This is a genomic window from Pseudomonas sp. KCJK8993 (genome assembly GCF_046230915.1).
GTDB lineage: Bacteria > Pseudomonadota > Gammaproteobacteria > Pseudomonadales > Pseudomonadaceae > Aquipseudomonas > Aquipseudomonas piscis.
Map to the genome: position 1 here is coordinate 1 of NZ_JBJJLO010000008.1, position 14,338 is coordinate 14,338.

At 63.7% G+C, this 14,338-nt stretch carries 16 protein-coding genes; 8 read left to right on the forward strand and 8 right to left on the reverse strand.

Annotated features, from left to right (window positions below):
* On the reverse strand, window positions 1-1,650 hold a 1,650-nt coding region (locus tag ACK6AU_RS04425), incomplete at its 3' end, for a methyl-accepting chemotaxis protein (RefSeq protein WP_409297936.1).
* A gap of 440 nt (window positions 1,651-2,090) precedes the next feature.
* On the opposite strand from ACK6AU_RS04425, the gene ACK6AU_RS04430 reads away from it, so the two are divergent.
* The gene (locus tag ACK6AU_RS04430; RefSeq protein WP_185700935.1) at window positions 2,091-2,612 is read left to right on the forward strand and encodes a hypothetical protein; all 522 of its coding nucleotides are present in this window, start codon (window positions 2,091-2,093) and stop codon (window positions 2,610-2,612) included.
* Between the two features lie 54 nt (window positions 2,613-2,666).
* Here the strand turns inward: ACK6AU_RS04430 and ACK6AU_RS04435 are convergent, their stop codons facing one another.
* Complete coding sequence (locus tag ACK6AU_RS04435) at window positions 2,667-3,662, reverse strand: aldo/keto reductase (RefSeq protein ID WP_409297939.1); 996 nt, start codon at window positions 3,660-3,662, stop codon at window positions 2,667-2,669.
* 115 nt (window positions 3,663-3,777) lie between these two features.
* Here ACK6AU_RS04435 and ACK6AU_RS04440 point away from each other — a divergent pair, with 115 nt between their 5' ends.
* Window positions 3,778-4,695, forward strand: a complete 918-nt coding sequence (locus ACK6AU_RS04440; RefSeq protein ID WP_185700933.1) for a LysR family transcriptional regulator — start codon at window positions 3,778-3,780, stop codon at window positions 4,693-4,695.
* 103 nt (window positions 4,696-4,798) lie between these two features.
* On the opposite strand, the gene ACK6AU_RS04445 is transcribed toward ACK6AU_RS04440, so the two are convergent.
* Window positions 4,799-4,930 (reverse strand): hypothetical protein, encoded by a 132-nt coding sequence (locus tag ACK6AU_RS04445; RefSeq protein WP_409297941.1) that lies wholly within the window; start codon window positions 4,928-4,930, stop codon window positions 4,799-4,801.
* A 171-nt stretch (window positions 4,931-5,101) separates the two neighbouring features.
* On the opposite strand from ACK6AU_RS04445, the gene ACK6AU_RS04450 reads away from it, so the two are divergent.
* Window positions 5,102-5,290, forward strand: a complete 189-nt coding sequence (locus tag ACK6AU_RS04450) for a hypothetical protein (protein WP_022644278.1) — start codon at window positions 5,102-5,104, stop codon at window positions 5,288-5,290.
* A gap of 14 nt (window positions 5,291-5,304) precedes the next feature.
* Here the strand turns inward: ACK6AU_RS04450 and ACK6AU_RS04455 are convergent, their stop codons facing one another.
* Window positions 5,305-5,685 carry a fe2+ zn2+ uptake regulation protein gene (locus ACK6AU_RS04455; protein WP_185700932.1) on the reverse strand — a complete coding sequence of 127 codons (381 nt, stop codon included), beginning with the start codon at window positions 5,683-5,685 and terminating at the stop codon, window positions 5,305-5,307.
* A 301-nt stretch (window positions 5,686-5,986) separates the two neighbouring features.
* Here ACK6AU_RS04455 and ACK6AU_RS04460 point away from each other — a divergent pair, with 301 nt between their 5' ends.
* Window positions 5,987-8,311 (forward strand): acylase, encoded by a 2,325-nt coding sequence (locus ACK6AU_RS04460; RefSeq protein WP_409297944.1) that lies wholly within the window; start codon window positions 5,987-5,989, stop codon window positions 8,309-8,311.
* A 49-nt stretch (window positions 8,312-8,360) separates the two neighbouring features.
* Here ACK6AU_RS04460 and ACK6AU_RS04465 read toward each other — a convergent pair whose 3' ends face one another.
* Entirely contained in the window at window positions 8,361-9,359 is a 999-nt protein-coding gene (locus ACK6AU_RS04465) for a FecR family protein (protein WP_409297946.1), read from the reverse strand.
* A 151-nt stretch (window positions 9,360-9,510) separates the two neighbouring features.
* Here ACK6AU_RS04465 and ACK6AU_RS04470 point away from each other — a divergent pair, with 151 nt between their 5' ends.
* On the forward strand, window positions 9,511-9,780 hold the full coding sequence (locus ACK6AU_RS04470; RefSeq protein WP_022644282.1) for a PepSY domain-containing protein: 270 nt from the start codon (window positions 9,511-9,513) through the stop codon (window positions 9,778-9,780).
* A 181-nt stretch (window positions 9,781-9,961) separates the two neighbouring features.
* Window positions 9,962-11,002: an Ldh family oxidoreductase gene (locus ACK6AU_RS04475; protein ID WP_185700929.1), complete on the forward strand. Its 1,041-nt coding sequence runs from the start codon at window positions 9,962-9,964 to the stop codon at window positions 11,000-11,002.
* Window positions 11,003-11,052: 50 nt separating this feature from the next.
* On the opposite strand, the gene ACK6AU_RS04480 is transcribed toward ACK6AU_RS04475, so the two are convergent.
* Window positions 11,053-11,373, reverse strand: a complete 321-nt coding sequence (locus tag ACK6AU_RS04480) for a YqjD family protein (RefSeq protein WP_185700928.1) — start codon at window positions 11,371-11,373, stop codon at window positions 11,053-11,055.
* A 238-nt stretch (window positions 11,374-11,611) separates the two neighbouring features.
* Between ACK6AU_RS04480 and ACK6AU_RS04485 the strand changes: the two genes are divergently transcribed.
* Entirely contained in the window at window positions 11,612-11,866 is a 255-nt protein-coding gene (locus ACK6AU_RS04485; protein WP_185700927.1) for a hypothetical protein, read from the forward strand.
* Here the strand turns inward: ACK6AU_RS04485 and ACK6AU_RS04490 are convergent.
* Window positions 11,838-12,773 (reverse strand): LysR family transcriptional regulator, encoded by a 936-nt coding sequence (locus ACK6AU_RS04490; protein ID WP_185700926.1) that lies wholly within the window; start codon window positions 12,771-12,773, stop codon window positions 11,838-11,840. The two genes, ACK6AU_RS04485 and ACK6AU_RS04490, sit on opposite strands and share 29 nt — an antisense overlap.
* Before the next feature lie 84 nt (window positions 12,774-12,857).
* Here ACK6AU_RS04490 and ACK6AU_RS04495 point away from each other — a divergent pair, with 84 nt between their 5' ends.
* Window positions 12,858-13,778 (forward strand): carbon-nitrogen hydrolase family protein, encoded by a 921-nt coding sequence (locus ACK6AU_RS04495; protein ID WP_409297949.1) that lies wholly within the window; start codon window positions 12,858-12,860, stop codon window positions 13,776-13,778.
* On the opposite strand, the gene ACK6AU_RS04500 is transcribed toward ACK6AU_RS04495, so the two are convergent.
* Window positions 13,771-14,337: a GNAT family N-acetyltransferase gene (locus tag ACK6AU_RS04500; RefSeq protein ID WP_185700924.1), complete on the reverse strand. Its 567-nt coding sequence runs from the start codon at window positions 14,335-14,337 to the stop codon at window positions 13,771-13,773. The genes ACK6AU_RS04495 and ACK6AU_RS04500 overlap by 8 nt on opposite strands.
* Window position 14,338 lies beyond the last annotated feature (1 nt).

Genomic DNA, 14,338 nt, shown 5'->3' on the forward strand with positions numbered 1-14,338 from the left:
CGGATCACCCCCAGCGGGGTTTTGGTGCGTGCTGGCCGTGGCCCGTGCTGCATCGGCCACCACGGCGAATCCACGCCCCTGCTCGCCGGCCCGGGCCGCCTCGATGGCGGCGTTGAGCGCCAGCAGGTTGGTCTGCCCGGCGATGGCGCCGATCACCCCGAGGATCTCGGTGATGCGCTGGGCATCTTGCTGCATGGCCTCGACCTTGTGGGTGGCGCTGGCCACTTCGTCGATCAGGGCGATCACGCTGCTGGACGCTTCGCCCACCACCACCCGCGAGCGCTCGGCATGCTCGTTGGCGCGCTGGGTGAATGCCGCGGTTTCGGCGGCATTGGCCGCCACGCCGTCGGCGGTGGAGCTCATCTGGTTGATGGCGGTGACGGTCTGGTCGGTTTCCGAAGCGTGCCGGGCCAGGATCTGTCCGCTCTGCTCGCTGGTGCGTTGCAGCTGTTGCAGGCTGCCGGCCATGGCCTCGGTGGCCTGGGTCACCTCGCCGATCATGTCCTGCAGATAGATGATGAAGCGGTTGACCGAGTGGCCGATGGCCCCCAGCTCATCCTCGGCGCGGATGGTGATGCGCCGGGTCAGGTCGGCGTCGCCGGTGGCCAGGGTGTCGATGTTGGCCTTGAGGGCCTTCATGCGCTGCACCAGCTGGCCGATGGCATAGACCTGCAGCAGCACCAGCAGGATCACCATGGGCAGTTGCAGCAGGCCCAGGGTGCTCAGCACATCGTCGCGCTGGGCGGTGATCAGGCGGTTGGGCAGGGCACTGGCGAGGAACCAGGGGGTGCCTTCGATCGGCTGCATGAAGAAGGTGCTGGGTTCCCCGGCGTTGTCGAACTCCAGGCGCTGCAGGCCGCTGCCGCGATTGCCCAGGGCCTGCTGCACCTGGGCGACGAAGGCCGAGCTGCTGGCCAGTTCGGCGATGTTCTTCAGGACGATGGGGCCGTTGATCCGCGAACTGTTGCTGATGATCTTGCCGTCGGCCTCGACGATCAGCATCTGTGCGCCCAGGGCCTTTTCCCGGGCGGCCACCAGGTCATTGAAGAAGCCCAGGGTCACGTCGATGGTGGCCACGCCATAGGGCACGCCGTCGCGGCTGATGGCCATGGCGCAGTTGGTGCGCGGTTCGGCGCTGGCGTCGTCCTTGTAGGCGGCGGCCCAGGCACATTGGCCCGGGGCGGTGCGCATGCCGCCCTTGTACCAGGGCTGGTCGTAGTAGTTGGGCGCCGCATCGCTGTTCCAGAAGGTATTGGCCTTGAGCTGGCCCGAGGCATCGCGGTGCCAGAAGCTGCTGTGCTTGGCGCGGCCGGGAGTACGCTGGCCGGGCAAGGGCCAGATGCCGCCGCCGAAGACCTTCTGCTCTGCATACTGGTCCACCAGGCCTGGCAGGACCCGATCGATGCTGTCGCTGTCGAGCAGGGCGACGGTCTGGGTAATGCTGCGTTGCTGGGCCTGGACCTTGCTCAACTCGCCCTGAATGCGCTGCGCCACTTCGGCGATGCGGTCCAGGGCGACCTGTTCTTCGGTCTGGCGCAACTTGGGGGCCACCAGCTGGCCGATACCCAGCACCGTGAGTATCAGCATCACGGCTATGAACAGGACCAGAAAGAGCGTGTAGCGGGCTTGAATCGTGCGCAAAGCGGGCATGGGACCGGTCCTTACCGAGCGTTTCTTATTCTTTGGGAGAGCTGCGCCTTATGCAGGGCATTAAGAAGGTATCGGCGCCGGACATGCGCTCTTTAGGACGTTCGTCCAGAAAAATCGATTTTGTTTGCAAGGAGTTTGCCGAAGTGCCAGCGACGTCGGGAGCGGTAACCGGCAAGGCCCGCAGAAATGCTCCGAGAGTAGCCTTGAATATTGGTCAGGCCCTTTAAATCAGGGGCTCTTGGCGAATTTGTCGGAAATGTATAAAAAATGTAAATTTCCGAAATAATTCGTTGGCGCCAATTGTTTCGGCGTTGATACTTGCCCCCATTCAGATGTTTCACCATGGCTTGCGACCTGTTTCAGAGGTCTGCCCGGAGCTTTGCGAAGCTCCTATGGAGCAGGACAGGGGAATCGACAAGCCGGACTACAGGAGTTGCAGTATGGCAATCGGATACGTTGGCGGCAGCAGCATGGCAGGCCTGTTGCAGGGAGGCGGCGACGTCAAGAAGGCCCCGCAGAGCGCCAAGGTGCGCCAGATCCTGACCATGGTGGGGCAGAACGCCGCCGTGCTCGACGTGCGCAAAATGGATCAGTTGAAGTTGCACAAGCAGATCAAGGGCTTCGATCCGACGAATGTCACCATCAAGTCCTTGGGTGGCATGAGCACTTTCCTCAAGAACAACGGCTTGATCTCCGATGTCACTGCGCTGAACCTGCTCAATGCCGGTGACAAGTTCGACCGTTTCGGCATTCCGAAAAACCCCGAGGAGCCTTTCAACGCGCTGGAATACTTCGCGATGAAGATCGACGATATCCAGAACAACAACCTCAAGGGCAACAAGTACGCCAACTACCTGATTCCCGAATACAAGAAAGCCATCTACGTCCTGCAGAGCCTGCAAAGCTACGGCAAGGGCAACGGCACCACGGTGACCGACAAGAACACCGTCGCCAAGGCTTGATCCAGGCTTCGAGCCAGGGCCGGGGCGCTTTCCAGCGACCCCGGCCTTGTCGTTTCAGCGATCCAGCAGGGCCAGCACCTCTTCGCTGTAGCGAGTGCCGGCGGTGGCATGGGGGCTGAAAATGCGGTCCAGCGACGCCAGGTCATCGGCGCTCAGGCGCACGTCCAGGGCCGCTACGTTCTCCTCCAGATAACGCCGTTGCTTGGTGCCGGGGATGGGTATCAGGTATTCGCCCTGGGCCAGGACCCAGGCCAGGGCCAGTTGCCCAGCGCTGACCTCCTTCTGTATTGCCAGCTGTTGCACCTGTTCCACCAGGCGCAGGTTGTGCTGGAAGTTCTCTCCTTGAAAGCGCGGGTTGAAACGCCGGTAGTCATCGGCCGCGAAGTCGTCCGGGCTCTTCAGGGCGCCGGTGAGAAAACCCCGGCCCAGCGGGCTGTAGGGAACAAAAGCGATGCCCAGGCGCTGGCAGGTGGCAAGGCAGCCGTTTTCCTCGGGGTCGCGGCTCCACAATGAGTATTCGCTTTGCAAGGCGCTGATGGGGTGGACCTTGTGCGCCCGCTCCAGGGTCGCCGCCGAGGCTTCGCTCAAGCCCAGGTAGCGCACCTTGCCGGCCTTGACCAATTCGGCCATGGCGCCGACGGTTTCCTCGATGGGCACCTCTGGGTCGACCCGGTGCTGGTAATAGAGGTCCAGGGTATCCACGCCCAAGCGTCGCAGGCTGCCATCGATAGCGGCGTGCACATACTCCGGACGACCATCGACGCCACGGGCCGAGGCATTGGCGGGGTCGCGGACAATGCCGAACTTACTGGCCAGCACCAGCTGTTCGCGCTTGCCACGGATGGCCTGGCCGATCAGTGCTTCGTTGCTGTGGGGACCGTACATGTCGGCGGTATCCAGCAGGGTCACGCCCAAGTCCAGTGCCCGGTGCAGGGTGGCGATGGATTCCCGGGAATCGCTGCCGGTGGTGTAGAAGTCGCTCATGCCCATGCAGCCCAGGCCAATGGCGGAAACCTGTGGACCGTGCTGGCCCAGTTGTCGAGTGTGCATCGCTGGCTACTCCAGAGGTGGTGAGGCGCTCATTGTGCTGCTCGACAAAACACCGATAAACCGGCTAAAGACGCTATCACTATTAAGATTTTCCAAATAATCAAGGGCGCTTTCCATGGATCGTTTCAACGCGATGCGCGTGTTCACCCGGATCGTCGAGCTTGGCGGTTTTGCCCGGGCGGCCGATAGCCTGCAATTGCCCAGGGCTTCGGTGACCATCCTGATCAAGCAACTGGAGGCGCATCTGGGGGTGCAGTTGCTGCACCGCACCACCCGCCAGGTCAGCCCGACCCTGGACGGAGCTGCTTATTACCAGCGTTGTATACGCCTGCTGGCAGATCTGGAGGAGGCCGAGGCGGCCTTTTCCCAGGGACGGCACAATCCCCGGGGCATCTTGCGCATCGACATGCCGGCCGGTATCGGCCATCTGATCGTGATGCCGGCATTGCCGGAGTTCTGCGCGCGTTATCCATTGCTCGAGCTGGAGATCGGTCTCAACGACCGCCCGGTGGACCTGATTCGCGAGGGCGTGGACTGTGCCTTGCGTGGCGGTCCGCTACTGGACGAGAGCCTGGTGGCCCGCCCCCTGGCATGGCTGACCCAGGTGACTTGCGCCAGCCCCGGCTATTTGCGTGAGCACGGTGTTCCGACCTCCGTGGCGCAGTTGCAGGGGCATCGGATGGTGGAGTACTTCTCTGCCGTCTCCGGCAAGCGCTATGGCCTGGAGTTCCTGGTTGACGGGCAACTGCATGAGATCACTTTGCCCAAGCAGGTCGCCGTCAACAGTGCCGAAGGCTACCTGGCGGCCTGCGAGGCGGGCTACGGCTTGGTCCAGACCCCGTACTACCATGCCGCCCGGCAATTGCGGGCCGGTCTCCTGCAGGAGGTACTGGCGGCTCATGCACCGCCGCCCATGCCTCTGACGGCGCTGTATCCACCCCAGCGCCACCTTTCGACTCGTGTTCGAGTGTTCATCGATTGGCTGGTGGAACTGTTCGCCCGGCCGGACGAACTCATCCGGGGTCGCAATTGAGGTCGGCCCGGACAACAAAACGCCCGCGGCAGGGCGGGCGTGGGTGGTGGGGTGGTGCGTGAAGGCCGGTGGACTGGCCGGATGGTTCAATGCTGGCAGTCGCTCAACGGTGGTAGTAGTAGCCCGGGCCGCTGTCATGGTAGCGGTGATGCCAGCCATCGTGGGGCATGATGATACAGCCTGACAGGGTCAGCATGGCCAGCAGGGGAATCAACAACGTGATTCGACGGAACATTTATCAATCCTCAAGGACTTGGGGAACACGGCAGGGCGACAACGAAGAAAAAACTCCTTTGCGCCTGTACCATATGACCCCGATTCGACCCGCGCATCCCCGAATCCGGGTATGTGCTTGGCATCGGCCTCGATACACGGCGGATACAATTTCAGCTTCAGGATTCCCGCAATGACTCAGTCACAACGTTTGAAATATTCGATTCTGATTTCCCTGGCGGTCCTGGGAATCATGCTTGGCCTTTCCTACCTGCAGAACAGCGGTGTCATCGATGAAAAGACCTTCCAGTACATCGCCATCGCCGTGGCGGTCATCGTCGTGGTGCTCAACGGCGTGATGCGGCGCAAGGTCAAGCCCTGAGCCCGTGGGCGGCTTCAGGCCAGGCCGTCCAGCACCGCTGCAGCCTGTTGATGCAGGCTGTAGCTCTTGTCTGCGTTGAGGGTGATGACCCCTTCGCTGCACAAGCGCTTCAACACTTCGCGCACGCTGAGGAACGACAATGGGGTGTCCAGCTCCAGCAGTTGGCTGTGGATGCCTCGTACTCCCAGGGGGCGGCCGCTCTGGGCCGCGACCAGCAGGGCGTCGATGACCTTCAGGCGAATCAGGCTGGTACGCAGGCCGAAGCTCTTGAGCATCTGCTTGATCCGGTCGTTGCTGTTGCGTTCGACTTGCTTGCCGAAGACACCGGCGCCGGCGTTGAGGGAGGGCGTGCTGTTCACGATATTGCCGTCCGTTGGCAGTGGCTGGTTGTACATGCAGAAACTCCTTAATCAGAGCCTGACCAGGAAAAGAATGATGGGTGCTCTAGTGACTAGACGAACGAGCACGGCAAATCATGAGTCTCAGGATGTAGAAAATTTGTCGGTATCAAGTCGCTGACATGTGATGGTTCCAGCTGGCGGGCTACGCGCCGGTTAATTTTATTTCATCGATTTCGTCTGTATGGGCAGGCAAGCGCCGGTTCACTCGTGCGCGGCCGGACACCCAGGCTGGCGATCTTGCCAATTCCTTGCAGCTCTCCAGTCCTGGTTCTGTGTTTTCGTATCAGGAGTCGGCGTGATCATTTCCAGGCAGTTATCGAACGTTTGCCTTGCAGCCCTGTTTCTGAGTATCAGCTGCGGCGCCCAGGCGGAGCAGACCCGCGCCGAAATTCGCCGCACCAGCTTCGGCGTACCGCATATCCGCGCAACCGATGAGCGAGGCCTGGGCTATGGCATTGGTTATGCCTACGCCCAGGACAACCTGTGCCTGCTGGCCAATGAAGTACTGACCGTCAACGGCCAGCGTTCGCGCTACTTCGGTCCCGGGGGCCAGACCCTGGAGCAGCGGGACAACCTGAGTAGCGACGTGTTTTTCAGTTGGTTGAACACCCCCCAGGCGGTGGAGGCATTCTGGCAGGCGCAACCCGTGGCGATGCGCGAGCGCATGCAGGGTTATGTCGAGGGCTACAACCGCCAGTTGGCGGAGCGCCGTCCCCAGGGGCTGCCCGAACAATGCAAGGGCGAGTGGGTACGCCCGTTGACCCCGGCGGACCTGGTAAAGCTGACCCGACGCCTGCTGGTGGAGGGTGGGGCCGGTCAGTTCGCCGAGGCCCTGGCTGGCGCTACGCCGCCGGGGAGCCTGGCGCAGGCCGGGCTGTCGGCGCAGGCCTGGCAGCTGGCGGTCGCGCGCCAGCAACGCTTTGCCCTGGACCGGGGCAGCAATGCGGTGGCGATCGGCAGCGAGCGTTCGTTCAACGGCCGTGGCATGTTGCTGGCCAACCCGCACTTCCCCTGGGTTGGCGGCATGCGCTTCTACCAGATGCACCTGACCATTCCCGGTCAGCTGGATGTGATGGGCGCGGCCTTGCCCGGCCTGCCGCTGATCAATATCGGCTTCAACCAGCACCTGGCCTGGACCCACACGGTCGATACCTCCAAGCACTTCACCCTGTATCGCCTGAAGCTGGACCCGAAGGACCCGACCCGTTACCTGCTCGACGGTCGTTCGCTGCCCCTGGAACGGCAGGTGGTGACGGTGCAGGGCAAGGGCGCGGACGGTCAGTTGCAGGAACACTCGCGCACTCTGTACCGCTCGGTCTTCGGCCCGGTGGTGCAGTGGCCGGGCGAGCTGGACTGGGACCGCCAGCATGCCTACAGCCTGCGCGACGCCAACCTGGAAAATACCCGGGTGCTGGCCCAGTGGGCGGCGATGAACCAGGCCTCCAGCGTCGTAGCTCTTCAGGACAGCGTGCACCGCTGGCAGGGCATTCCCTGGGTCAATACCTTGGCGGTGGATGACCAGGGCCGGGCGTTGTACATGAACCAGTCGGTGGTGCCCAACGTTACCCAGGCCAAGCTGGCGCAATGCAGCGATCCACGGGCCGCTACCCAACTCATCGTCCTCGACGGCTCGCGCCGGGCTTGCGCCTGGGACATCGATCCGGCGGCGGCCCAGCCGGGTATCTTCGCCGCCGGCCAATTGCCGCAACTGGCACGCAACGATTATCTGCAGCACTCCAACGACTCGGCCTGGATGGTCAACCCGGCCAAGCCGCTGGAGGGCTTTTCGCCGGTCATCAGCCAGCAGGATGTGCCTCTGAAAATGCGCGCGCGCTTTGCCCTGGATCGCCTGAGTCGACTGCACCAGGCTCGGCCCAGCGACTTGCAGCATCTGGTCAGCGACGACCAGGTGTACCTGGCGGGCCAGGTCATGCCGGATCTGTTGCAGTTCTGCGCGCAGGAGTTGGGGGCGGATGCCCAGCGCCTGGATGCGCTGTGCCGGAGCTTGAAGACCTGGGATCGCAGCGCGGGCCTCCAGGCGGGCCTGGGGTTCGTGCATTTCCAGGGCATCATGCAGGCCCTGTTGCAAGAGCCCGATGCCTGGCGCGTGGCGTTCGATTCCCAGGACCCACTGCACACCCCGCGCGGGCTGGCCATTGGTCGCCCGGCGGTGGCCCAGGCCTTGCGCAAGGCGATGCTGGCCTCGGCGCAGCAGGTACAGGAATCCGGGCTGGCTGCTGATGTCCGCTGGGGCGATATCCAGCAGGTCAGCCAGGGCGGCCAGCCGACCCCGGTGCCCGGTGGGCCGGAGAGCCTGGGGATCTACAATGCCATGCAAAGCGTGCCCAGTGCCGCTGGCAAGCGCGAGGTGGTCAGCGGCACCAGTTATTTGAACGTCGTCAGTTTCGATGAGCAGGGGCCACGGGCCCGGGGGCTGTTGGCATTTTCCCTGTCCAGCGATCCGGCCTCGAAGCATTTTCGCGACCAGACCGAGGCCTTCTCCCGCAATCAGTGGAGTGAATTGCCCTTTACCGAAGCGCAGATCCGCGCCGATGGGCAGTACCAGGTGCAGGTGATCGAGCAAGCGCGCAAGGAGCCGGCGGCATTGGTCCACCGCTGAGTTCAAGCGTGGGGAAAAGCTGAAGGCCGCGCCGGCAACGGCGCGGCCTTCAGCTTTTTGGCGGGGACTGCGGCAGCGAGTTGATCACTGGATTGCCGTCACGGTTGCGGGTCAGGTACACCGGCAGGACCTTGGGCAGCGAGGTCAGCAGGCTCTTGATCTCGCGCGTGTCGTAGATGCCGCCGACGCGGATCTGGCCGGTGCGGCTGTCGGCCACCTGCGCGGGCATTTCCAGGTAGCGATTGATCAGCGGCAGGGCTTCGTTGAGGGGCAGGTTGTCCAGTACCAGCTTACCGTTGCGCCAGGCCAGGGAACTGTCGTTGCTGTGGGTCTGGCTGATCCGCGGTTCGTAGTCGCCACCCTTGTAGCGCGCCTGCATGCCTGGCTCCAGACGGAAACCCTCGCCGGGCAGGGCGGTGTTGCTACTCACCAGGACCGATCCCTGGAGCAGGGTGACCCGAACCTGGTCCTCGTACATCCACACGTTGAACTGAGTGCCCGTGACCTTGACCTGGCCATTGGCGGCCTTGACCACGAAGGGATGGTGGCTGTCATGGCTGACCTTGAAGAAGGCCTCACCCTTTTTCAGGGTTACCCGGCGCTGGTCCTTGTAGTTGCTGTAGACCAGGCTGCTGCCCAAGTTCAGTTCCACCTCGCTGCCATCGGCCAGGGTCACGCTGCGCAGGCTGTCGCCAGCTTCGAAGCGCTCATAGGATGACGGTAGCCAGCCCAGCTCCCAGCCGCTGTAGGCGGCCAGGGGCAGGGCGCACAGGGCAATGGCCGCCGCTACGCCGTAACGTTGCCAGGCCCGCCGGGTACCTTGGAATGGGGCTGGTGCGAGGGTGGTGGTCGGCAACTGGTCGGCCACCTCCCAGATTTCGCGCATGGCCTGGTATTCGAGGGCATGCAAGGGGTCGGCGTCATGCCATCGCTGGAAAGCCAGACGCTCGGCATCGCTGCAGTCCGGTTCATGCAGGCGCATGCACCATTGGGCGGCAGCTTGGGTGATGGCGTCGTATTCGGCTTCCGAGAGGATCTGTTCGCTCATTGACTCTTCCTGATTTCGCGCATTCTACCCTCCAGGGCAAGCCTTGTAGAACAGTCGTCATGGCGATTGAGCATCAAAGTGAACTTATTTTCATCCATCGCACCCTAAAAACACGTTGTGTATCGAAAGTTTCTACAAATGGAGATGGAACATGCTGAAGCACACTTTTGCCGCACTGTTTGCCTGCGCCACCCTGTTCGGCGCCTCTGCCGCGCTGGCCGATCATCCGCAGGCAGGCTGGATCACGATCGAGAAAGCCATTGAAACGGCGAAGACCAAGGCTGGCTACGTGGCCATCTACAAGATCGAGGCGGACAACGACGGTTACTGGGAAGGCGAGGGTCGCAAGTCCGATGGCAGCGTCTACGAGTTCCGCATCGACGGCACCTCCGGCAACATCCTGCGCGACCAGAAGGACTGACGACCGGCTCGGGAGGCAACTTGCCTCCCCTGCTTGCTTGGCGCCGCTGGCGGGGCCGCGCTGATTCGTGGGCGGGCGCACAAAGCGTCTGTGCTCGCGGTTGACAGGCCCGGGCTGCGCCGTTGTTTAATCTCCAGGTCATGCGCTGTAGCCCCCTCCAATAACTACACTGGAGCTTCAGATGTCTGCATCGTCCCTGGTTGCCGAGCCCCCTCGCGAATACCTGTCCCTGCCAGCCCTGGTGGAGTTGTTGGAGACCATTTTCCTGCGTCATGGATGCAGTGCCGAAGTGGCCCGCAGCCTGGCAGAAAACTGCGCCCTGGCCGAGTGCGATGGCGCCCAGAGCCATGGCGTGTTCCGTATTCCCGGCTATCTCTCGACCCTGGACAGCGGCTGGGTCGATGGCAAGGCCGTGCCGGTGGTGGAAGACGTGGCCCCGGCGTTCGTCCGGGTCGATGCCGCCAACGGTTTCGCCCAGCCGGCCCTGGCCGCCGGCCGGGCGCTGTTGGTGGACAAGGCCCGGCACGCCGGAGTCGCGTTACTGGCGATTCGTAATTCCCATCATTTCGCGGCGCTCTGGCCGGATGTCGAGCCCTTTGCCGAAGAAGGGCTAGTGGCCCTGAGCGTGGTCAACAGCATGACCTGCGTGGTGCCCCATGGCGCCGACAGGCCACTGTTCGGCACCAATCCGATCGCTTTCGCCGCGCCCCAGGCCCAGGGGCACCCCATCGTCTTCGACCTGGCCACCAGCACCATCGCCCATGGCGACGTACAGATCGCCGCAGCCAAGGGCGAGCGCCTGCCGCCGGGGGTCGGCGTCGACAGCCTGGGGCAGCCGACCCAGGATCCCAGGGCGATCCTCGAGGGTGGGGCCTTGCTGCCTTTTGGCGGCCATAAGGGCTCGGCGCTGTCGATGATGGTCGAACTGCTCTGTGCCGGGCTGACCGGTGGCAACTTCTCGTTCGAGTTCGATTGGTCCAACCATCCGGGAGCCAAGACTCCCCGCACCGGCCAGTTGTTGATCGTCATCGATCCGGGCAAGGGCGCCGGGCAAGGTTTTGCCGAACGTAGCCAGGAGCTGGTGCGGCAAATGCACGCGGTGGGTCTCAAGCGCCTGCCAGGGGATCGTCGTCACTGGCAACGCGAGCGGTCCCGGGAACAGGGTATCGCCATCGCCTGCCAGCAGCTGGAACAGCTACGGGAGCTGGCGCGCAAGGAATGAAACGGGGGCGGTCAAGGCCAGGCAGCCGGAGCCTGGCCTAGAGGGGGCACTCAGGAGCGCCGGCCGAGCAACAGGCCGACTACCAGGCCGACGCCGGCGGAGATGGCCACGGTCTGCCATGGGTGGCCGCCGATGTACTGCTCGGTGGCATCGACCACCGGCTTGCTGCGCTCGCGCACGTTGCTCACCGAATTCAATGCCTGCTTGAGCTTCTGGCTCACCTGGCGGCGCAGGCTTTCGCCTTCTTCGCCTACCAGGGCGGCGCTGCCCTTGAGCAGTTTTTCCGATTCTTCGATCAGCGCCTGCAGCTCGCTGAATGCCTGGTCCTTGATTTGATCGTTGTCCGCTTGCGCGGCGGTTTTACGAGCCATGAAGTGGTTCCTTGTCGATGTGGCCTGGTAGTGCAGTGTGCCATGGGCGCCCTCGAAGAGCGCCTGTGCTTCTTTGTCGCTCGCCCCTTGTGGTGGCAGGCGACTGGGCTGGCGAACAATGGAGTACGGCGCCGGGGCAAAAGTTGCAGCTGTTTTACCGCCCGACGGCCTTCGCAGGTAAAACCTGCCAGCCCCTACAGTGTAAGATGTCGCCTATTTTACGCAGCAGGAATTTCCCATGAGCTTCAACCTGGCTAACAAGACCCTGGCCGAGCGCGCCGCCATCGAGGACGAGAAGTCCCGCCTGTTCGAGCTGTGGCAGAGCAACCTGGGCAAGGCCAAGAGCGAGGCCGCACGCCTGTTCGGCGAGCGCGGCAAGCGCAAGGGCAAGTGGGCCGAATGGGTCCGCGCCGAGCTCGACGGCATGTCGCCACCGGAGTACTCCAATATGGTGCGCAGTGAAGTCAATCGCCTGATGGCGGCGAACAGGTAACGGCAAAACTCTCGACGATCGCTTCGCGGACTTTAACCAGCAACGGGTCGATCTGTGGCGTGGTGCGCCAGCCCAGCTCGATGGGATAGCGTGGCAATGCCAGGGGGCAGGGCAGCAACTGCAAGCCGGTGAACTCGGCGATGCGCCGGGCGGCATGGGCCGGGATGGTAGCCACCGCCTGGCTGCCCTTGAGCAGGAACGCCAGCGCGGCGAAATGCGTAGTCGAGGCGCATACCTGGCGGCTCAAGCCCAGGTTCGCCAGCCCCTCGTCGGTGATGCCGATGAACCCTTGCGAGGACACCAGCAGGTGTTCGCGTTCGACGAACTCCTGGATATCGATCCGTTGTTGCCCGGGAGCCAGGCTCGCCGGATCGGCCAGGCACAAATAGTCACCTTCCCCCAGTACCTGGCGGCTGAGCATGCGCTGGGCGAACCCGCCGGCGCTGATGGCCAGGTCGACGCTGCGCTGCAATAGCGCTTCGGCGACGATCTGGCTGTGGGTCTGGCGAAAGATCAGCCGCAGCTTGGGCGCCCGCCGGGCCACGGCCTCGATCAATTGCCGGCCATAGGCGATCTCGAAATCATCCGACAACCCCACGGTGACCGCCCGGCCCTGATAGTCGGCGCTGTCTGGCGCGACCATGGCCAGGCTCTGCCGGCACTTGTTCAAGGCCTCGCTGACCACCGGCTTCAACTGGTTGGCCTTGAGCGTCGGGGCCAGGCCGCGCCCGGTACGCACGAACAGCTGGTCGCCATACAACTCGCGCAGCCGCCGCAGGGCCGCGCTCATGGCCGATTGGGTAACCCCCAGGCGCAGGGCGGCGCGGCTGGCGCTGGATTCGTCATGCAGCGCTTCGAAGGCCTTGAGCAAGTTGAGATCGATGTCGGCGATATTCATCTGGTTCATATCATTAAGCACTGAGTTGGGGTTTATCGATGATCAACGGCGGCAGGAGAATGCACAACACTCGATCGCCGAAGGAGTCATCCCATGCCCAGATCCATAGTCGCTGCCCTGCAAATCGGTGCCTTGCCAGGCGGCAAGGCCGAAACCCTGGAACAGATCCTGCCCTACGAGGACGCCATCATCGAAGCCGGCGCCCAGCTGGTGGTGATGCCCGAAGCCCTGCTCGGGGGGTATCCCAAGGGCGAGGGCTTCGGCACCCAGCTGGGCTACCGCCTGCCCGAGGGGCGTGAGGCCTTCGCCCGCTACTTCGCCAACGCCATCGATGTACCCGGGATGGAGACCGAGGCCCTGGCCGGGCTATCGGCCCGTACTGGGGCCAACCTGGTGCTGGGGGTGATCGAGCGCAGCGGCAGCAGCCTGTATTGCACCGCGCTGTATTTCGACCCACAGCAGGGCCTGGTGGGCAAGCACCGCAAATTGATGCCCACCGGCACCGAGCGGCTGATCTGGGGCAAGGGCGACGGTTCCACCTTGCCGGTGCTGGACACCCAGGTCGGACGGGTCGGCGCGGTGATCTGCTGGGAAAACATGATGCCGCTGCTACGTACCGCCATGTATGCCCAGGGCATCGAGGTCTGGTGCGCACCGACGGTGGATGAGCGCGAAATGTGGCAGGTGAGCATGCGTCATGTGGCCCACGAAGGTCGGTGTTTCGTGGTCAGCGCCTGCCAGGTGCAGGCTTCGCCCGAGGCGTTGGGCCTGCAGGTCGCCAACTGGCCGGCGCAACGGCCGCTGATCGCCGGTGGCAGTGTCATCGTCGGCCCCATGGGCGATGTACTGGCCGGCCCGCTGGTGGGACGTGCCGGGTTGATCTGCGCGCAGATCGATACCGACGACCTGGTGAAGGCCCGCTATGACTACGATGTGGTGGGTCACTATGCGCGCCCGGACGTGTTCGAACTGACGGTGGACCAGCGCCCGCGTCCTGGCGTGCGCTTTACCTGACAGGTGCTTGCGGGCCGAGGCGGCGCCACTCTTCGCGGGTGATTTCCCAGATGTCCAGGGCAAAACGGCCGCTGACGAACTCCCCGGCCTCGGAACGCACCAGGCGCATCCCGCCGCGCTCGGAAATCCGCCGCGACCCCTGGTTGGGGGCGGCCTTGGGCACCCGCATCAGCGGCTGTTCCAGGACTTCGAACCAGTAGTGGTCCACCGCCTGGCAGGCCTCGCTCATGTAGCCGTGGCCCTGCCACTGCGGAGCCAGCCAGAAACCACGGTTGTTATCGGGCTCGCGCATCAGGCTGATGCTGCCGATCATTTGCCCTGGCTCTTCGCGCAGGCGAATGGTCCAGTGCCATTCCTCGCCGCGGGCCATGGCCGGCAAGGCCAGGTCACGGACAAAGCTCAGGGCGCCATCGGCCGGGTAGGGCCAGGGCACGTTGGCGTTGAGGTAGCGCACCACTTCCCACTGCGGGAACAGGTTCTGGATGGCACCGGCGTCCGCCAGTTCCAGCGGGCGCAGCAGCAGGCGCGGGGTGGTGAGCGGCGGTACGTGGCCGGTCATG